Origin of the sequence: Streptomyces sp. NPDC127108 (genome assembly GCF_042677545.1) — a bacterium.
GTDB lineage: Bacteria > Actinomycetota > Actinomycetes > Streptomycetales > Streptomycetaceae > Streptomyces.
On the sequence record NZ_JBHXTE010000010.1, the window covers coordinates 1 to 18,780 of the forward strand.

19 protein-coding genes and 1 tRNA gene are annotated in these 18,780 nt (G+C 72.3%); 6 read left to right on the forward strand and 14 right to left on the reverse strand.

Translation table 11 applies throughout. The features are described 5' to 3' along the window. Window positions 1-127 precede the first annotated feature (127 nt). The 4 genes from ACFVHO_RS10405 to ACFVHO_RS10420 form a co-directional block, all read right to left on the reverse strand. Complete coding sequence (locus tag ACFVHO_RS10405) at window positions 128-1,273, reverse strand: NlpC/P60 family protein (protein WP_385712131.1); 1,146 nt, start codon at window positions 1,271-1,273, stop codon at window positions 128-130. Window positions 1,274-1,638: 365 nt separating this feature from the next. Next, window positions 1,639-2,031 (reverse strand): hypothetical protein, encoded by a 393-nt coding sequence (locus ACFVHO_RS10410; protein ID WP_385712133.1) that lies wholly within the window; start codon window positions 2,029-2,031, stop codon window positions 1,639-1,641. 46 nt (window positions 2,032-2,077) lie between these two features. Further along, the gene (locus ACFVHO_RS10415; protein ID WP_385712135.1) at window positions 2,078-2,809 is read right to left on the reverse strand and encodes a TetR/AcrR family transcriptional regulator; all 732 of its coding nucleotides are present in this window, start codon (window positions 2,807-2,809) and stop codon (window positions 2,078-2,080) included. Between the two features lie 94 nt (window positions 2,810-2,903). Continuing rightward, the gene (locus ACFVHO_RS10420) at window positions 2,904-3,842 is read right to left on the reverse strand and encodes a diiron oxygenase (RefSeq protein ID WP_385712137.1); all 939 of its coding nucleotides are present in this window, start codon (window positions 3,840-3,842) and stop codon (window positions 2,904-2,906) included. 202 nt (window positions 3,843-4,044) lie between these two features. On the opposite strand from ACFVHO_RS10420, the gene ACFVHO_RS10425 reads away from it, so the two are divergent. After that, the gene (locus ACFVHO_RS10425; protein WP_385712138.1) at window positions 4,045-5,154 is read left to right on the forward strand and encodes a ferritin-like domain-containing protein; all 1,110 of its coding nucleotides are present in this window, start codon (window positions 4,045-4,047) and stop codon (window positions 5,152-5,154) included. Here the strand turns inward: ACFVHO_RS10425 and ACFVHO_RS10430 are convergent. From ACFVHO_RS10430 to ACFVHO_RS10465, 8 genes are all read right to left on the reverse strand, one after another. Beyond that, window positions 5,151-5,645, reverse strand: coding sequence for a DinB family protein (locus tag ACFVHO_RS10430; protein WP_385712140.1), 495 nt, complete (start codon window positions 5,643-5,645; stop codon window positions 5,151-5,153). The genes ACFVHO_RS10425 and ACFVHO_RS10430 overlap by 4 nt on opposite strands. A 69-nt stretch (window positions 5,646-5,714) precedes the next feature. Next, window positions 5,715-7,169, reverse strand: a complete 1,455-nt coding sequence (locus ACFVHO_RS10435; RefSeq protein WP_385712142.1) for a penicillin-binding transpeptidase domain-containing protein — start codon at window positions 7,167-7,169, stop codon at window positions 5,715-5,717. Next, entirely contained in the window at window positions 7,166-8,551 is a 1,386-nt protein-coding gene (locus ACFVHO_RS10440) for an FtsW/RodA/SpoVE family cell cycle protein (RefSeq protein ID WP_385712144.1), read from the reverse strand. Before ACFVHO_RS10440 ends, ACFVHO_RS10435 begins: the two co-directional genes overlap by 4 nt. A gap of 56 nt (window positions 8,552-8,607) precedes the next feature. Beyond that, window positions 8,608-8,973: an SH3 domain-containing protein gene (locus ACFVHO_RS10445; protein ID WP_385712146.1), complete on the reverse strand. Its 366-nt coding sequence runs from the start codon at window positions 8,971-8,973 to the stop codon at window positions 8,608-8,610. Window positions 8,974-9,110: 137 nt separating this feature from the next. Continuing rightward, window positions 9,111-10,382, reverse strand: coding sequence for an ATP-binding protein (locus tag ACFVHO_RS10450; RefSeq protein WP_385712422.1), 1,272 nt, complete (start codon window positions 10,380-10,382; stop codon window positions 9,111-9,113). 101 nt (window positions 10,383-10,483) lie between these two features. Beyond that, complete coding sequence (locus ACFVHO_RS10455) at window positions 10,484-11,353, reverse strand: hypothetical protein (RefSeq protein ID WP_385712148.1); 870 nt, start codon at window positions 11,351-11,353, stop codon at window positions 10,484-10,486. A 69-nt stretch (window positions 11,354-11,422) separates the two neighbouring features. Then, window positions 11,423-12,073: a class F sortase gene (locus ACFVHO_RS10460; protein ID WP_385712424.1), complete on the reverse strand. Its 651-nt coding sequence runs from the start codon at window positions 12,071-12,073 to the stop codon at window positions 11,423-11,425. Window positions 12,074-12,149: 76 nt separating this feature from the next. Continuing rightward, window positions 12,150-12,467 (reverse strand): hypothetical protein, encoded by a 318-nt coding sequence (locus ACFVHO_RS10465; RefSeq protein WP_385712150.1) that lies wholly within the window; start codon window positions 12,465-12,467, stop codon window positions 12,150-12,152. A gap of 256 nt (window positions 12,468-12,723) precedes the next feature. On the opposite strand from ACFVHO_RS10465, the gene ACFVHO_RS10470 reads away from it, so the two are divergent. Beyond that, the gene (locus tag ACFVHO_RS10470; RefSeq protein WP_385712151.1) at window positions 12,724-13,527 is read left to right on the forward strand and encodes an NERD domain-containing protein; all 804 of its coding nucleotides are present in this window, start codon (window positions 12,724-12,726) and stop codon (window positions 13,525-13,527) included. Between the two features lie 53 nt (window positions 13,528-13,580). On the opposite strand, the gene ligD is transcribed toward ACFVHO_RS10470, so the two are convergent. Beyond that, on the reverse strand, window positions 13,581-14,480 hold the full coding sequence (ligD, locus tag ACFVHO_RS10475; RefSeq protein WP_385712153.1) for a non-homologous end-joining DNA ligase: 900 nt from the start codon (window positions 14,478-14,480) through the stop codon (window positions 13,581-13,583). Between the two features lie 74 nt (window positions 14,481-14,554). Between ligD and ACFVHO_RS10480 the strand changes: the two genes are divergently transcribed. Further along, a complete protein-coding gene (locus ACFVHO_RS10480) occupies window positions 14,555-15,673 on the forward strand; it encodes a Ku protein (RefSeq protein WP_385712155.1) in 1,119 nt (372 codons plus the stop codon). An 18-nt stretch (window positions 15,674-15,691) separates the two neighbouring features. Here ACFVHO_RS10480 and ACFVHO_RS10485 read toward each other — a convergent pair whose 3' ends face one another. Continuing rightward, complete coding sequence (locus ACFVHO_RS10485) at window positions 15,692-16,534, reverse strand: class I SAM-dependent methyltransferase family protein (protein WP_385712157.1); 843 nt, start codon at window positions 16,532-16,534, stop codon at window positions 15,692-15,694. A 157-nt stretch (window positions 16,535-16,691) separates the two neighbouring features. Here ACFVHO_RS10485 and ACFVHO_RS10490 point away from each other — a divergent pair, with 157 nt between their 5' ends. The 3 genes from ACFVHO_RS10490 (at window position 16,692) to ACFVHO_RS10500 (ending at window position 18,654) form a co-directional block, all read left to right on the forward strand. Continuing rightward, on the forward strand, window positions 16,692-17,510 hold the full coding sequence (locus ACFVHO_RS10490; protein ID WP_385712159.1) for an SAM-dependent methyltransferase: 819 nt from the start codon (window positions 16,692-16,694) through the stop codon (window positions 17,508-17,510). Window positions 17,511-17,634: 124 nt separating this feature from the next. After that, window positions 17,635-17,706, forward strand: a tRNA-Arg gene (locus ACFVHO_RS10495). A gap of 120 nt (window positions 17,707-17,826) precedes the next feature. Continuing rightward, window positions 17,827-18,654 carry a DUF4231 domain-containing protein gene (locus ACFVHO_RS10500; RefSeq protein ID WP_385712161.1) on the forward strand — a complete coding sequence of 276 codons (828 nt, stop codon included), beginning with the start codon at window positions 17,827-17,829 and terminating at the stop codon, window positions 18,652-18,654. Window positions 18,655-18,780 lie beyond the last annotated feature (126 nt).

Here is an 18,780-nt window from a genome sequence, read left to right on the forward strand (position 1 = left end):
GTCCTCAATCGCCGGACGGGCTAGAGAGTGTGCGGCTGTATTTCAGCCCCTCCGGCGTTTGAGGAGCGGGGTCTGGGGCGGAGCCCCAGTTTCGGTGAAGGGGCGGGACTGGGGCGCCCCGCGAAGGTCAGCCCGCCCACCCCCGGTCCGCCCCCTTCGTCGCCCCCGCGGGCAGCCGGGGCGGGCGGTAGTCGGAGACGGGCGTGGCCCGGGGATCGGGGCGGACCGCGCCGAGGACGGGGTTCGCGGCGAGGGGGGACACCTTGACGCGGGCCCCGGGCCGGGGGGCGTGGACGACCTGGCCGCGTCCGAGGTAGAGGGCGACGTGCGTGGCGCGGCGGAAGTAGACGACGAGGTCGCCGGGCCGCAGGTCGCGGAGGGGAACCCGGGGCAGCCGGGCCCACTGCTGCTGACTGGTCCGGGGAATCCCGCGCCCGGCGACCCCCCAGGCCCGCTGGGTGAGCCCGGAACAGTCGAAGGCGGCAGGCCCCTCCGCCCCCCACTCGTACGGCTTCCCGATCTGCGCGACGGCGTACCGCAGGGCCCGCTCCCCCCGGGCGGAAGGCGCCCGCCCGGCCCCGGCGGGAGCCCCGAGCGCCCCGGAGGCGACGAGCCGCCGCTGCGCCCGCGCGGCCCCGTCCTCCTCGGCCCGCCCCAGCGCGGCCAACTCCTCGGCGGTGAGCGAGGCGAGCAGCTCCTCGACCTCCTTGAGGCGGGTCCGCACGGCGTCCCGGGCGGTCCGCTGCCGCTGGGCGAGGGACTCCTGGGTGGCGAGGGCGCGACGGGCCGCGCGGGCGAGCCCGTCGGCCTTCTTCTCGCCGTCGACGAGCCGGGTGACGGCGCCGGCCCGTTCGGCGGCGGCGCGGCGCAGGAGGTGGCGCTGGTCGAGGGCGCCCTGTGGATCGCGGGCGAGGAGGAGGCGTACGTAGGAGGAGATCTCGATGGTGCCGTGCTGGTACTGCTGGCGGGCGAGGCGGCCGGCCGCGCCCCTGCCGTCGTGGGCGGCGGCGCGGGCCTTCGCGAGGCTGCGGTTGAGGCCGGTGACCTGGCGGCGCTGGTCGGTCAGCTTCTCCTCGGTCGCGTTGTACGTCTCGGTGGACTCCTCGGCCTTGCGGTACAGGCGCTGAAGGTCCGTCAGGAGCTCGGCGACGGGGCGCTTGCCGGGGCCGGGTGCCGCGTGTGCGGGTGCGGCGTGGGGGGCCAGGGGGGCGGCGGTGAGCAGCGCGGAGAGTGCGGATCCGGTGCACGCCCAGCGCAGCAGCCTTCCTGACATGTCATCACCTCCCGGTGGGGGGCGGGGGGTCCGCCCGTGCACCGTGAGCATGGGTGGGGGTGGGGTGGGGCGCGCGTCGGCGGTGAGCGGTCGGCGCAATGGGGTCACTCGTCCAGGGGTTTGCGGCGCGGCGGGTTGCGCGTGGCGTTTTCGGGACGGGGGGCCCTGGCGGGGCCTCCCCAATCCCGCCCCTTCCCGGCTGTGACAATGTGCGGCTCCGCCGCGTGGGGGGCTCCGCCCCAGACCCCGCTCCTCAAACGCCGGAGGGGCTGAAAACGCGCCCCTGGATCCCTGCTCCTCAATCGCGGGAGGGGCTGAAAATGCACCCCGGATCCCCGCTCCTCGACCGCCACAGAAGCTGAAGATCACGCCCCAGCCCCGCGACCGCCCCCAGGTCCCGTCTCGGGCGCCCCGCCCGCATCCGCCCCGCCCGCATCCGCCCCGCCCGCGTCCGCCCCGTCCGTCCCGGCCGTCCGCCCAGGACCCGGCTTCGACCACGGCCACTTCAGGTCCCGGAAGCCGCCCCCGCCCCCGTCGCCCCCGGCGTCGTACTCGTACTTCCAGCCCGGGTGGAGGCCGAAGCGGCGGGCGGGGCCTGCGGGGACGCGGCGGTAGACGAGGATCGTGGGGGCGCCGCCCGCGTCGTCGGGGACGGGGACGCGGTAGACCTTCGGGGGGTGGCCGGTCGGGCCGAGGAGGACGGGCAGGGCGCGGCCGTCCAGGGGGCCGCCCACGAAGGGGGTCTCTTCACTCTTCACGGCACCAGTGTCTCCCCGGCGGCCCGACGGCGCGGCCCCACGGCTCCTAGAGCAGGTGGCCCGCCTCCGCCACCACCGGAAGGACCCGGCGCACCAGCTCGCCCGCCGGGCCGTCCCGCGTCTCCAGGGCCAGGGCGCTCCGGACCATCGCGGCGGTCTGCGGGTCGCGGCCGGCCGTGGCCGTGATGTGGGCGACGAACTGCTCGACCAGCCACTCGCGCAGCTCGTCCAGGGGTGGCTGCTTGTCCTCGTCGAGCCAGATGAGGGAGGCGGCCTCGACGGCGGTGATCCACATCCGGACGGTCATGCGGAGCCGGGGTCCTGGCGGCTCGGGGAGTTCCATGTGGGCGAGGATGTGCTCGGCCGCCGCGCGGCGGACGCCGTCGACGATGGCGGTGGTGCGGGAGGTCTCGATGACGCTGCCGCCCTGGAGCAGCGCGCTGAAGCCGGTGTCGTGCTCGTCGACGAAGGCGAGGTACCGGTCGAGGGCTCGGCCGAGGCGCTGGGTGAGCGGGCCGTCCTGCGGTTCGGCGAAGCACTGTTCCAGCTCGTCGGCGGCCGTGCGCAGCGCCGCTTCGTACAACTGCTGCTTGCCGCCGGGGAAGTAGCGGTAGACCAGGGGCCGCGACACCCCGGCGGCCTCGGCGACGTCGTCGAGGGAGACCTCTTCGGGCGCGCGGTGCGCGAAGAGGTTGAGGGCGGCGTCGAGGAGCTGGCTCTTGCGCTCCTCGACGCTGAGGCGCCGGTACGCGCGGGTGGGGCCGACGGCTTGGGTCATGTCCCGCAGCGTAACCGTGTTTTCGTACGAAGAGTCGGGGGCGGGTGCGCCCCGCAGCCGGGGTGGCCCGGAGCGGGCGGGCGCGCGCGGCGGGCTAGGCGAGCAGGCCCGAGGACTTCCACAGCCGCCTGCCCGCCCCGCGCAGCACGCCGATGTCGTCCAGGAAGTCCGTGAGCCGCTTCGCGCCGGACTGCATGACCTCGCGCCGGTGGCCGCTCGCCTTGACCTGGGCGACGGCCTCGCGGCGGTCGAGGCCGACGTTCGTGTACACCTGCGGGTTGACGAAGGCGATGGAGAAGACGCGGGCCGCCTCGCCGCTGCTGATCCGGGTCAGCTCGCGTTCCCAGCGCGGCGCGGTCACCATCTGGCGGCGCAGCTCCTCGCGGGCGTACCGGACGTGCCGGGCCTCCTCCACGACGTGGATGCGGGTGACGCCGCGCACGATGGTCTGCACGCGCTCGTCGGGGAACGTCAGGCGCTGCATCCAGTCCAGGATCTCCTCGCCGAGCAGGGTGCAGGCGAAGGAACCGGGCGTGGTGGAGACGGTCTTGAGGACGCGGGCCAGATTGTGGTTGAGCTTCGTGACGGGGTACGTCGGCGCCCCGCCCTTCTCGATCATGCGGGCGAACATCATCGAGTGGCGGCACTCGTCGGCGATCTCCGTGAGGGCGTACCGCACATGGGCGCTGGTCACGGACTTGTCGTAGATGTGCCGCACGAGCAGCTGCATGAGGATGATCTCGAACCAGATGCCGAGGGAGGCGAGCGAGGCCGCCTCGTGCCGGGCCAGGTCCATGCGCTGTTCCTCGGACATCCGACGCCACAGCGGGGTGTCGTAGAGCGACACCAGCTCCGGCGGCCAGAACCACTTGCCGTCCTCGGTGGGCGCGTCCCAGTCGAGCTCCTTGTCGGGGTCGAAGGAGTGCTTGGCGGAGGACTCGAGCAGTCGCTGGGCCACCTGCTCGCGGTCCTTGAGCAGGCCGAGCGCGTCCCGCAGACCCGCGAGTTCGCTGTCCTCGGTCACGGTCGTCATGAGATCTCCTGCTCCTCGTGTGCTCTCGCAAGCGGGTTACCGGGGGTCACGTCTTATGAGACTGCTTGTCAGCAAGACCGTCAATCCCTTGCGCACGACTTGTTGACCCCGCGTCTACCACCGTGTGAGCCTGCTCAAGGAGCCACCCCTGTGCGGCGGTTGCGCGGCAACGGGGGCCGCCGAGACCCGCGAGGAGCCGTCCGTGTCCACACGCGATCTGTACACCTCAGGCCACCAGGACCTCACCTGGCAGGTGCCCGCCACCGGAGCCGCCCGCTTCAGCTGGGAGTACGGCGAAGGTCGCGAACGCCTCCTGAACCTCTACCAAAAGGGCAAGGACAAGCAGTGGGACGGCGCCAAGCGCATCGCCTGGGACCTCGAAGTCGACCCGCTCGACCCGCTCGGCACCCCCGACGAGGCCATGTCGATCCACGGCACCCGGTACTGGGACCGGATGTCCCCCGCCGAGCGCGGTGAACTGCGCAAGCACTACGCCTCCTGGCAGTTCAGCCAGTTCCTGCACGGCGAGCAGGGCGCGATGGTGTGCGCGGCCCGCATCGTGGAGTCCGTCCCCGACCTCGACGCGAAGTTCTACTCCGCCACCCAGACCATGGACGAGGCCCGGCACGCCGAGATCTACAGCCGCTTCCTGCACGAGAAGATCGGCATGCTCTACCCGATCAACGACAACCTCCAGGCGCTGCTCGGCGACACGCTGCGCGACTCCCGCTGGGACATGCCCTACCTGGGCATGCAGGTGTTGATCGAGGGCCTCGCCCTGGCCGCCTTCGGCATGATCCGCGACACCACCGACAAGCCGCTGCCCAAGCAGATCCTCGCCTACGTCATGCAGGACGAGGCCCGGCACGTGGCCTTCGGGCGGATGGCGCTGCGCGACTACTACAAGCAGCTCACCGACGCCGAACTGCGCGAACGCGAGGAGTTCGTCATCGAGGGCTGCTACCTGATGCGCGACCGGCTGCGGGGCGTCGAGGTCCTGGAGAACTTCGGCATCCCGCTGAAGGACGCCGAGGAGTGCAGCGAACGCTCCGAATACCTCCAGCTCTTCCGGCAGTTGCTGTTCAGCCGCATCGTGCCGTGCGTCAAGGACATCGGCCTGTGGGGCAAACGGCTCCAGCAGGCGTACGTCGACATGGGCGTGTTCGAGATGGGCGACTCCAACCTGGACCAGCTGATGGCCCAGGACGAGGAGATCGCGGAGAAGCTGGACGCTGAGCGCTTTGCCGCGGAGGAGGGGGAGCGCGTCGCGGAGGTGACCGAGGCGATCGCCGCCGGCCGGGCCGACGCCTAGGTGCCGAGCTGCGCCGTGGTGTTCGCCCCGTCCAGCGCCTCGCGCACGATGTCCGCGTGCCCGGAGTGCTGCGCCGTCTCGCGCAGCAGGTGCAGCACGATCCGGCGCACGGACCAGCGCGGTACGACTCCGGGCTCCCACGGCGCCTCCGGCAGCGGCACGACGCGGTCGAGCCCGGCACGCTCCACCGCCTCGTCGGTCGCCCGCGCCGCCGCCTCGTACGCGGCCACGAGGGCGGGCACGCTCGCGCCCTGCGGCATCTTGTACTGCTCCACGTCGAACATCGAGGGCGGTGCCTCGCCGGTCCCGCTGCTCAGAACGTGCGTCCAGTTGCGCTCGCCGTGCGTGAGGTGGTTCAGGATGCCGCCGAGCGTCAGCTCGCTGACGGTGGACCGAGCGGCGGCCTGCTCGTCGGAGAGGCCTCGCATGGCGATGAGGAGGGTGTGGCGCTGCTCGCGCAGGGCGTTCAGGAGCTCCTGGGTTTCGGTCATGCGGCCACGCTAGACGCCAATTGGGCCAGGAACGGTCCTAGTTGGACGGCGGTGTCGGCACCGTACTCCTCACCGCAGCGCCGCCTCCATCACCGCCTTCGCGATCGGCGCCGCGCTCCCGCCCCCGCTGATGTCCGAGCGGTCGGCGGACGCGTCCTCGACGACGACCGCGACCGCCACCGACGGCTCCGCGTCGCCCGGCTGCTGCGCCCAGGCGATGAACCAGGCGTACGGGGTGCCCGCGTTGCCGATGCCGTGCTGGGCCGTGCCCGTCTTGCCGCCGACGGTCACGCCCTCGATCGCGGCGTTGCGGCCCGTGCCCTTCTCGACGACGTCCGTCATCAGCTCGCGCAACCGCACGGCGGTGCCCGGGTTCATCGCCTGCCGCAGCGTGCGGGTGCCGGTCGACGCCACGGTGTCGCCGTCGTCGGTCGTCGTCCGGTCCACCAGGTACGGCGCTTTGACCGAGCCGCCGCCCGCCACCGCCGCCGAGACCATCGCCATCTGCAGGGGCGTGGCGCGCGTGTCGTACTGTCCGATGGCGGACAGGGCGAGCTGCGCGTCGTCCATGGCGGTGTCGAACGTGCTGGTGGCGACCGGCGAGGGGATCCGCAGGCCCGAGGTGTCGAAGCCGAACTTCTTCGCCGTGCCCGCCATGGCGTCCTGGCCGGTGTCGACGCCGAGCTTGGCGAAGACGGTGTTGCAGGACCACTGGAAGGCGTACCGCAGGCTGGCGTTCGCGCACCCCTCGACCTCGTTGGCGAGCCGGGTCGTGGTCCCCGGCAGGGTGTACGGATCGGGGGACCTGGTGTCCGCGTCCAGGTCGGTGATCTCGCCCGCGTCGAGCGCGGCGGCCGCTGTCACCACCTTGAACGTCGAGCCGGGCGGATAGGTCCGGCTCAGCGCCCGGTTGAGCATCGGCTTGTCCGGGTCGGCGTTGAGCCCGGCCCAGGCACCGGTCACGGCGCTGCCCGTGCCCGCGAGGCGTTCGGGGTCGTACGACGGCGTGGACACCAGGGCGAGGACCGCGCCGGTGGCCGGGTCGAGGGCGGCCACGGCGCCCTTCTTGCCGCCGAGCCCGGCGTACGCCGCGCGCTGCACGGCCGCCCGGATGGTGGTGACGACCTCGCCGCCCGGGTTCTGGGCGCGGGTGATGTCGTTCCACAGGGGCAGCGGGGCGAGCATGGGGTCGGTGCCGGAGAGGATGTCGTCCTCGGCGTGCTCCAGGAACGTGGTGCCGTACACCTGCGAGGCGAAGCCGGTCACCGGGGCGTACAACGGGCCGTTGCGGTACGTCCGTTCGTGGCGGAGCTGCTCGCCGGTGTCCTTGGAGCCCGTCACGGGCTCGCCGTCCACCAGGATGTCGCCGCGCGGCTGGTCGAAGCGGATGATGGCGGCGCGGCGGTTGGCGGGGTTGTCGTCGTACGTCCCGGAGTCGACGACCTGCACCCGGGTCGCGTTCACGAGCAGGGCCACGAGCAGCAGCGCGCAGAACGCGGCGGCGTGGCGGATGTGGCGGGTCACGCCCGGACCTCCTCGGACTCGGACCCGGGTTCGGGCAGCGGCACGGGCTGGGCGCGTGCGGAGTCGCTGATCCGGATGAGCAGCGCCACGATGATCCAGTTGGTGACGACCGACGAGCCGCCCTGCGCCAGGAACGGCATCGCCATCCCGGTCAGCGGGATCAGCCCCGTCACCCCGCCCGCGATCACGAACACCTGGAGCGCCACGATCGACGCGAGCCCGATCGCGAGCAGCCGCCCGAACGGGTCACGCAGCGCGAGCCCCGCCCGGAAGCCGCGCTCCACGAGCAGGGCGTACAGCAGGAAGATCGCCGCGAGCCCGGTCAGACCCAGCTCCTCCCCGGCCGTCGCCAGGATGAAGTCCGACTTCGCGGCGAAGCCGATGAGGATGGAGTGCCCGAGCCCGAGGCCGCTGCCGAGCAGCCCCCCGGCCGCGAACGCGAAGAGCGACTGGGCGAGCTGGTTCGGCCCCTCGCCCGCCTCGATCGACGCGAACGGATGCAGCCAGTCCTCGACCCTGCCGTGCACGTGCGGCTCCAACGAGCCCACCGCGAACGCCCCGACCGCCGCGAGCAGCAGGCCGACGGCGATCCAGCCGGTGCGCCCGGTGGCGACGTAAAGGAGGATCACGAAGAGCCCGAAGAACAGCAGCGACGTGCCGAGGTCGCGCTCCAGGACGAGCACGCCGACGCTCAGGAGCCAGATCGCCAGGATCGGCCCGAGCACCCGCCCGGTGGGCAGTTGCAGCCGCTTGAACCTCCACACGGTGCGGCCCGCGTACGCCAGGGCGGTGCGGTTGGCCGCGAGGTAGCTGGCGAAGAACACCGCGAGCAGGATCTTCGCGAACTCGCCGGGCTGGATGGAGAATCCGCCGACCCGGATCCAGATGCGGGCGCCGTTCACCGCGGGGAAGAAGATCGGCACGATCATGAGGACGAGCGCGGTGACCACGGACAGATACGCGTAGCCCTTGAGCACGCGGTGGTCGCGCAGGAACAGCACGGCGGCGATGAACAGGCCGACGCCGATCGTCGACCAGACGAGCTGCGTGGGTGCCGCCCGGTCGCCGGGCGTCTCCAGGTCGAGCCGGTAGATGAGCACCAGACCGAGGCCGTTGAGCAGCACCGCGATCGGCAGCAGGAGCGGATCGGCGTACGGGGCCCGCAGCCGCACCGCCCCGTGGGCGAGGAGCGCGAGCACCCCGAGCCCGGCGCCGTAACCGGCGGCGCCGGGCGGGACGGAGCCGTCCCGGGCGAGGCCCACGGCGCAGTAGCCGTACACCGAGAGCAGCACGGCCACGACGATCAGAGCCAGCTCGGTGCCGCGGCGCCGGGGGACGCGCACAGCGGCGACGGTGGCGGGCTCCGCCGCTGTTCCGGTCATGCCCGGAACGTAGCAAGCTGCGGGCCTAATGTCCGGTTATGTCGCCGGTGTCCTGGTCAGCACCAGCGCGGCGCGGGCCCGATGTTGGCGATGTAGTGCGCGGCGCCCCAGGCCCAGGTGCCGTCGGTGAGCAGGTACCAGCGGTCGTTGTGGTGCACGTACTCGCCGCGCGCCTTGCAGAAGATGTGCACGACCTTGCCGTACGGCTCGCTCCGGATGACCTTGCTGCCCCGCGTCGGGGCGTCCCGCAGGAGCAGCCCGGACTTGGCGGTGACCCGGCCCTTGTAGACCGGCGGATTGTTGTTCGCGTCCTCGGCGGCGGCGCCGGGCGCGGCGGTGAGCACGGTCGCGGTGGCGAGGGCGCCACCGGCCACGAGTATGGAGAGGCGGGTGGTGACGGAGGGGCGGGTGCGACGGGCCATGAGGCCTCCTCGGAGAGCGGAAGGGTGACATCGCGACCGGTACAAAGGCCGTGATGTCACGCTATGAGCGACACGAGGAGCACGCAAACGACCGCAGACGGTGAAATTCAAGCCCGTCGTGGGGGTCCCCCTGCTCTTTAAGAGCTTGGGGGAGATTGAGGCGAGGCGACATGCGGAAGGGTGAGCACGGCCACCGCCCCACCGGCTTCACCCGCGTTGGAGAACCTGAGCTGGGCTCCCAGCACCTCCGCCTGCCCCAGCGCAATCGTGAGCCCGAGCCCGTGCCCCTTGGTCGTCCCCTCCGTACGGAACCGCTGCGGCCCGTGCTCGATGAGGTAGCCGGGAAACCCGGGCCCGTGATCCCGCACGGTGATCACGGGCCCGTCGACGGTCAAGGACACCGGCGGAGCCCCGTGCTTGAGGGCGTTCCCGACCAGGTTCCCGAGCACCCGCTCCAGGCGCCGCCCGTCGGTCTCCGCCACGATGTCCCGCACGACGCGCACCTCGACCTCGGCCCCGGAAGCCCGCACGACGCGTTCGGCCAGGGGAGCGAGGAGGACCGCGTCGAGCTCGACGCGCTCGTTGCGCGAGTCGAGGCGGGAGATCTCCAGGAGGTCCTCGGTGAGCGTGCGCAGCGTCGCCACCCGGTCCCGGACCAGCTCGGTGGGACGGCCCGGCGGCAGCAGCTCGGCGGCGGCGTGCAGCCCGGTGAGCGGGGTGCGCAGCTCGTGCGCGACGTCGGCGGTGAACCGCTGCTCGCTCAGGAGCTTGCCCTGGAGCGACGAGGCCATCGTGTCCAGGGCGCCGGAGACGGTGGCCACCTCGTCCTGGTGCCGCCCTTCGTCGTGGGTGCGGGGGTCGTTGACGCGCGCGTCCAGGTCGCCCGCGCTGATGCGGCGCGCGACCCGGGCCGTCTGGTGCAGCCGCCGCGTCACACGCGTCACCGCGAACGCGCCGACCAGCAGCGTCGCCCCGATGGCGAGCACCGACGAGCCGACGATGGCCCGGTCGAGCCCGTCGATGGTGCGGGCGCCCTGTGCGTAGTCGACCTGTACGGCGATGGCCCGCCCGCCGTCCGCGGGGCCCGCAGCCCACACGGTCGGCCGATCGTCGTGGTCGCCGACCATCGTGCCGCGCTCCCCGCCCACCGCGAGGTCACGCAGCCGCCGCGGCAGGCCGGGCGGGTCGATGCCCGCCCCCGGGCCGAGCCGCCCGCCCGCCTCGTACTGCTTGGTGGCGTCGTCGAGCCGGGTCAGGGCGCGTTCGCGGGCCTGGCCGACGGTCTGGTTGGTCACCGCGACGTGGACGAGCACACCGAGCAGCGCCGCAAGCGCGCAGCACATCACGGCGATGAACGCCGCGGCCTTCCAGGCCAGCGTCGCGGTCCAGGCGGGCAGCCGGAACGGCAGGCGGGACGGGCGCGGCGGCCGGGACCCGCGGGCGTTGCTCCCGGCTCCGGCTCCGGCACCCGCTTCGCCGTGGGGCGAGCTTCCGGCCTCGTCGCGGCCGGTCACGAACCCTCGCCCGGACGGTCGTCGGCGCTCGGCCTCGCGGTCGGCGCGGGGGTCTCGCCCGGGCCCGACGTCTCACCGGAGCCGGAGCCGGAGCTGGAACCGGAGCCCGGGCCCGCGCCCGGCTCGGCCTCGGTCAGCGCGGGCACCTGGCTGCGGGCGCCCTTGGGGCGGGGCGCGTCGGAGGAGCGCAGGATCTCGTCGCGGGTGGGCAGCATCGCGCGCTGGTGCCGGTCCCAGGACCAGGCCGTGCGGTACTCGTAGCCGGGGATGCCGGAGACCGCGCGCACGACCAGGTCGCGCCCGGCGAGCTCCACACCGAGCACCGCGTCGGAGGTGCCCATGATCTGGGTGAGGTGGCCTTTCTCCATCGCGTACACGCGGACGGCGAGCTGCTCCTCGGGCATACGGATGCCGACGACGAGGTCGTCCTTCCCGTCACCGGTGAAGTCGCGGTAGTACGCCTTGAGGACCGGGCAGTCCTTGGGCTCGCTGCCGCAGTCCTTGAGGGCTTCGACGGTTTCCTTGTAGAGCCCGTCGGGCCCGCTGTAGACGTCGGGGTTCGCGGCCACCTCCGCCCTGACGATGGCGACGGGGTTCACTTTGTGCAGATCGCCGCCGGGCACCTTGACGCCCTCGATCTCCTCGGTGTCCGCCTCGCCGTAGTCACCGACCGGTGAGGACGCGGGCGGCAGGTCCGGCCAGAGCCGGGTGGGGCCGACGGCCGTCGGAGTGGCGCCCGCGCCCCGCAGGTCGCCCGGGTCGCCGCAGCCCGCCGCCAGCGCGGTCGCGGCGAGCGCGAGGGCGCCCGCGGCGAGCGCGCGTCGGCGGGCGGGCCTCGGACGGCTCGGCCTGCGGCTGCGGTTCAACTGGCACTCCTGCTCGCGGGGGCCGGGTGCGGGGCTTCGGCACGGGGCCGGGAGCGTCCGGACGCGGCCTCACCGCACGAGGTCGGCGTAGAGAATGATGTTGTCGGTCCGGTGACCGTCCTTGATCGGGCCGCCGCAGGTCAGCAGGCGCAGCTCCGGGCGGTCGGTCGCCCCGTACACCTTATGGGTTGGAAAGTCTTCCTTGCCGACCTGCTGGATCTCACGCACCTTGAACGTCGCCGTGGAGCCGTCCGCCCTCGGCACCATGATCCGGTCACCGGCCCGCACCTTCGCGACGTTCCGCAGGAGCGCCGGTCCGTTCGCCGTGTCGTAGTGCGCGACCACGACCGCCGCCCCCTTCTGACCGGGCGTGACGCTCCCCGTCCACCAGCCGGGCAGCTCCGCCTTCGCGACCGGCGGCACCTGCAGAGCCCCGTCCTTGCCGATGCCGAGGTCGAGCATCCCCTCGGTGTCCACGCCCGCCGCGGGGATCCGCAGACCCGTCGGCCTGGACTCCGCCATCGGGGGCGGCGCCTGCTTGGCCCGGGTGGTCGTGACGTTCTTGACGGCCACGTCGGGGGCGGGGTCGCCGGAGCCGCCGCCCTGGCCACAGGCGATGAGGCCGACGCCGATGGCGGCGGTGACGGCAGCGGCGGCGGCGAGACGGCGGGCGGCGGGGGTGCTGCGGCGGGGTGGGCGGGGGTGGCTTGAAGGGGTCAGGGGGCTCGGGTGGGCGTCCTGCTCGGCCTCGCCGGGAGTGGGGGTGTGCACGGGGGGCTCCTTGGGGGTGTGCCGGTCAGGCGTCCGTGCGCCCGCGGCGCATCATCGCGAAGCCGAGCCCCGCCGAGCCCGCGGCCGCCATGGCGCCTCCCGCCCACAGATACGCGGGATCCCCGGCGTCCCGCACCCCGGTGGCACCCGCCTTGACGCCGCCCTCGGGGGTGACGGACGCCTCGTCGGTGAGCCGCGTCGAAGCGGTCGTGGCGGGGGAGTGCGGGGCGGCGGGGGACGGGGACGCGGCGAGGGCGGCCGTGGCCGGGAGCAGCAGCGCACCACCGGCGAACGTGGCGACGGCGGCGGTACGGAGGGCCGAGGTGCGGCGGCGATTGCTCACGGGACGTTCCTTGCGCTCTGCGGCGGGCAGTGACAAGGACGACGCTAGGTGTCCGCCGTTGCGGCGGTTCGGCGACTTTGTAACAGGGGGCCATAGCTGTGCGAGCGGTGCCGTTACGGGATGGGCAGGGGCATGGCGTACGGACCCGCCCGGGGTGGCGAACACAGGGCGAATTGCCATCAACTTCCACGAAGCGCCGTCAGCTTCTTGCCGGAGCGGTGCCCGGGCTGCTCCCATGGTCATGGGGTGATGGGGCATGAGCGGACTGCGTGTCGTACCGGCCTGGAGGCATGGTCAGGAGCGGCTCTACGTATGCAGGCCGGACGGCGGGAACGTGGCCTGGTACGACAGGGACACCGCCCGCGTGAACCTGCTGAGCGCCGACCGCGAGGCCGACGTCCTGGACGCCCTCGGCCCGTTCCTCACGGGCAACGTCACGGTGGGCCCACCACCCGTCCCCACCCCCGCGGAGCTGGCCCGGCTCACGCTCCACCCGGACGACGACCTCGCCCCGAACCGGCCCGGCGAGGCCCTGCGCGTCGACCTGGACCGCGACCCGCCGCTCGCGCGCAGGCTCCGGTCCGACCCCCGGCACCGGGCCCTCGCCGCGCAGACCGCGGTCGGCGACGCCCTCGACCGCCTGGACGCGGTCGGCTGGCACACCCTGCACTCGATCGGCCTCCCCGGGGGGCGGCGCGTGCACCATCTGCTGATCGGCCCCGGCGGCCTGTTCTGCGTCCGGGCGTTACCGGCCCGGCGGCAGCGGGTGCGGATGGCCGACCCCATGGTGGCCGTGGGGCGCGGGCAGGCGGAGCCGCTGCTGCGGGAACTGCGGGCGGACGCCGGGCGGGCGTCGTTCGCGCTGACGGCGGAAGTGCGGGCGGTGCTGGTGCCCGTGGGGGCGGTGGACGTGGAGGTGGCGGCGCCGCCCCGGGAGGTGCGGGTGCTGCTCGAAGAGGACCTGCCGGCGCTGGCCCGCACGGGCGGGGTCCTCAAACCGGCCGACGTCGAGGCGCTGCACGCCCTGGCCCGCGACCGCCGGACGTGGAACCGGGTCTGACCGGGGCGTGGGACCGGGGCTGACCCTGGCGGGCGCGGGGCACCGGACCGGGCTCACCCCGGCGGCGGCAGCACCCCGCCCCGCTCCGGGTCGAGCAACGGCCCCAGCAGATCCCCGTACCGCTCCAGGCGCGCCCCGAGATCGGTCGCCAGGAAGACGAGGAGCCGCGGATCCCGCCGCTCCCGGCACGCCTCCACCTCGTCCCAGGTCACCGGCGTGGACACGGTCGGCTCCGCCCGCGCCCGCAGGGTGTAGGGCGTCGCCGTGGTCTTCGCCGCGGCGTTCTGACTGAAGTCGACGAACACCTTGCCCGGCCGCAGGCTGCGCGTCATCCGGTGCACCACAAGACGCGGCAGCGCCTGCTCGGCGGCCACGGCGAGACCCTTCGCGTACGCCGTGACGTCCGCGCTGGGCGTCGGCCGCAGCGGCGCGAGGACGTGCAGCCCCTTGCTGCCCGACGTCTTGACGTACACCGGGAACCCGTCGGCCACCAGCCGCTCCCGCAGCCACAGCGCCGCCTCGCAGGCCTCCACGACGCTCGCGGGCGGCCCGGGGTCGAGGTCGAGCACGAGCCGGTCGGCGAGCCCGGGCGCGTCCGTCCGCCACTGCGGCGTGTGGAACTCGGTGACCAGGTTCGCCGCCCACATCAGCGTCGCCAGGTCCTGCACCAGGATCTGCCGCGAGACCCCGTCCGACCGCCGCACCTCCGCCGTCCGCACCCAGGTGGGCGTACCCGGCGGCACGTTCTTGGCGAAGAACCGCTGCCCGTCGGGCCCGTCCGGGAAGCGCAGGAAGGACACGGGCCGGTCGCGCAGGTGGGGGAGCAGGGCCTGTGCGGCGGTGGCGTAGTAGTGCAGCACCTCGCCTTTGGTGAAGCCGCTCTCCGCGTAGAGCACCTTGTCGAGATTGCTGAGCGCGAGCCTTCGCCCCTCCACCTCGGTGATGGGCGTCATACGATGAGAATCCCACGAAACAAGGACAAAATCCCCCTCCCTCTTCCCCTCCCGGCTGCCGAAAGGTGCTCCACATGCGGTCCATATGGAACGGCGCCATCTCCTTCGGCCTGGTCAGCATCCCGATCAAGCTCGTGAACGCCACGGAGAACCACTCGATCTCCTTCCGTCAGATCCACACGGAGGACGGCGGCCGCATCCGCTACCGCAAGGTGTGCGAGCTGGAGGACCGCGAGGTCACGACCGCGGAGATCGGCAAGGGGTACGAGGACGCGGACGGCTCGATCATCCCGATCACGGAGGACGACCTCGCCGCGCTGCCGATCCCGACCGCGAAGACCATCGAGATCGTCGCCTTCGTCCCCGCCGACCGCATCGACCCCCTCCAGATGGACACGGCGTACTACCTGTCGGCCAACGGAGTACCCGCGGCCAAGCCGTACACGCTTCTGCGCGAGGCGCTGAAGCGCAGCCGGAAGGTGGCCATCGCCAAGTTCGCACTGCGCGGCCGCGAACGGCTCGGCATGCTGCGGGTCGTGGACGACGTGATCGCGATGCACGGCCTGCTGTGGCCGGACGAGATCCGCGCCACCGACTCCGTCGCGCCGGACACCGAGGTCAAGGTCCGCGACGCCGAACTGGACCTGGCCGACGCCCTGATGGACACCCTCGGCGAGGTGGACCTCGACTCCCTGCACGACGACTACCGCACGGCCGTGGAGGAGATGATCGCCGCGAAGGTCGAGGGCGGCGGGACCTACACCCCCGCCCCGGCGGCCGAGCCCGGCGGCGGCAAGGTCATCGACCTGATGGCGGCCCTGGAGAACAGCGTCCGGGCGGCCCGCACGGCCCGCGGCGAGAAGTCCGAGGCGGAGGAGGACCAGGAGGCCGAGGTGACCTCCCTGCGCTCGCGCACGACGAAGTCCGCGGCGGGGAAGACGGCCTCCGCGGCGGGGAAGACGACCTCCGCCCGGAAGTCGTCCCGGACGGCCCCCAAACAAGTGGGCGGCAAGAAGTCGACGGCCAAGACCGCGTCGAAGGCCAAGGCCGCGGCCCCGAAGAAGAGCACCGCGAAGAAGAGCACCGGGAAGCAGTCGGCATCGGGAACGGCCGCCACCAAGTCCACGGCGAAGAAGACCGCGTCGAAGAAGTCGACGACGCCGAAGAAGACGACGAAGCGGGCATCGGCGTAAGGAACTCCCAGGAGCCCCTTACGGCAAACTCCCCCCGGACACCCCTGCCGCCCCGCGCACCCCACTCGCCCCGCAGACCGTCACCGTGAACAACCCCACCCCCTCCCGCCGGCTGGCCACCTCACCGAACCCCGCGGCGCGGGCCCACGCCTCCGTCTCGGCGACGTCCCGGCACTTCATCACCCACAACTGCCCGTCCCTGTTGGGCAGGACGTTGGCGATGAAGTCGAGCTGGGGATGGCGGGTCTGGGTGGTGAAGACGAGGGTGCCGCCCGGTGCGAGCAGCCCGCGCAGCCGCTCCACGGAGGCGCGGATGACGTCGTCGTCGAGCAGCAGCTCGTACAGCCCGGACACGACGATGACGTCCGGAGCGCCGGCGTCCGGCTCCTTGGGGTCGAGCGCGTCCCCGGTCTCGTACGAGATGTTGGTGATCCCGCGCTCCTGGGCGAGCCGCTCGCCCTGCCGCAGCCCGGCCACGGCGAGGTCCCGGCACACCACGCGCACCCGCCGGGGTCCGTGGGCGGCGGCCAGGTCCTGGAGGTAGCGCCCGGGCCCGGCGGCGACGTCGAGGACGAGCACCTCGCGGCCGGGCCGCGCGGCGACCTGCTCCCGCAGCACGTCTTGAAGGAGCTCACGCCGGGAGCGGATGGCGCGCCACCCGACGGCGTTGAGATACACACGATCCACGAGACGCCCGAACCCGAGAACGCCATGGGCACGGTTCACGTACACGTAGTCGAGCATGGTGCCGCTGTCGAAGCCGTGCCGATAGCCGATCCGGACACCGTGAGAGGACCGCCCGAGGGTGCTCAACAGGCCCCGCATCACTGCCCACTTGAGGTTGCGCAGAGGTTTCGTCATGCCCGCAAGGGTCGCGGCGCGGCCGGGCGGCGGACATCCGCCGTGGTACTCGGAGCCGCATGAGTACCCCTGCTCCCGCCCCCCTTGCCTGGTGCCCACTTGCTAGGTTGCGACTTGATCGCACGGCCGAACGGCCCAAGCACCGCAGGAGGTCCCCGTGTCAGGCTCCGACCCCAGACTCGAATCGTCCGCCGAGATACGCGCACGGATCGACACGAGCAAGCCGCACTCGGCCCGCTTCTGGAACTACTTCGTGGGCGGCAAGGACAACTACGAGAAGGACCGCGAGCTGGGCGACCAGATCAAGGCGATCTTCCCGGGCCTGGTCGACGTGGCCCGCACCAGCCGCCACTTCCTCGGCCGGGCCGTCCGCCACCTGGCGGGGGAGCAGGGGATCCGCCAGTTCCTGGACGTCGGCACGGGCCTGCCGACGGCGGACAACACCCACGACGTGGCGCAGCGCGTCGCCCCCGAGTCCCGCATCGTGTACGTGGACAACGACCCCCTGGTCCTGGCCCACGCCCGCGCGCTCCTGACGAGCACGCCGGAGGGCGTCACGTCGTACATCGACGCGAACATGTACGAGCCGGAGGCCATCCTGGAGGCCGCGGGGCAGACCCTGGACCTCTCCCAGCCGGTGGCCCTGATGATCCTGAACACCCTCGGCCACGTGTCCTCGTACGAGGAGGCGCGCGACCTCGTGAACCGTCTGATGGCAGGACTCCCCTCGGGCTCCTACCTGGTGATAAGCGACTCGACGTCCACGAGCGAGGGCATGATCGCGGCGTCGGACGCGTACAACAAGAGCGGCGCGATCCCCTACTACGTCCGCAGCGTCGAGGAGATCACCGGCTTCTTCGACGGCCTCACCCTCACCGACCCCGGAGTGACCCAGGTCACCCACTGGCGCCCGGACCCCACCACGGACACGACAGTCGCAGCCGACGCCTACGCAGGCGTGGCCCGCAAGCCCTGACCCCCTCCCCAACCCGTCCGGGGCGCCCCGCCAGGCCCCCCGGACGCTGCACAAATACCCGTTCATGCCGACCCCCACGAAGCTGGTAGGGTTCTACCCGTCGCCGCCACACAGCGGCCGACACGCCCCCGTAGCTCAGGGGATAGAGCAACGGCCTCCGGAGCCGTGTGCGCAGGTTCGAATCCTGCCGGGGGCACGGACAGCATCCGTGCCGGATGTATCAGCAGTAGGCCAAGGGCCGGTGATCTCAGCGATCACCGGCCCTTGTGCGTGCTCCGGTGGGTGGGCGTGACGGTGATCGCGGCGAGACCTGGGGGTGGAGTTGATTTCGACCGATCTGCTCGATGTGGAAGTGAAGATCGTCGACACGGAGAGCAAGATGCGGAAGGCCGTGTTCTACCGGCGGCTTTCGCGCGTTTGTCTGGCCGCGGTTCCACTGCTTGACGGGGCGATCACCGCGGCTGTGGTTCTCTTCGTCGACTTTTCCTCCGTCGAATGGGGTCGCGGTGACGCCATCGGCACCGGAGTGTTCGCCCTGGTCGTCGCTTCGGTGATCTCGATCGCCTGGGCCAAATGGGCCAGCGACCAGTATTCGACCACGGCTGCGCGACTGCGCAAGCTGGAGATCGAGCGACGTCATCACCTGGGAGAAACAAGCGAGTTGAGTGGTGCCGGGGCCGGTCTGGCTGCCGAGTACCGCGAGGAAGTGCCAGGGGTCCGGGACGACTACCGGCGGAGCGCGGAGCACTACCGCAGCAGGCACAATCGATTTCAGTTGACGGTGATCGTCGGGTCCATCCTGACGTCGGTCTGCACCACGGCGGCGGCCGAACAAGGGGTGTGGAGTTGGCTCGCGGTCGCACTGAGTGCCCTGGTGAGCATTTCGGCGGGAGTCATTTCCTACTTCAAGTTCCGGGAGCGGAGCCTCAACCTCCAGCAGACCGCTGACTCCATCGATCTGGAGTTTCAGGCGTACAAGCTCGGAATTCGGCGCTACAAAGGGCTGGACCCCGACAGGGCTTTCGCTGAATTCGCCGAAGAGATCGAGAGGATTCGGGAAGAGCAGCGCAAGAAGGAGTTGCAGCTGGAGCAGCCCCCCGAGGCGGGGCATGGGGCCAGACCTCATGCGACCTCGGCTCCGTGACGCGCCAACTGCACGCTGCGCAGGCCGGTTTCGCCGAGAAGGAGAGGGCGGGGGCCCGGGTCACCCGCGCCCCCCCACGCCTGGGGCCGCGCCGCGGGCCGCCGGAGGGTCACGTTAGGTGTGGCG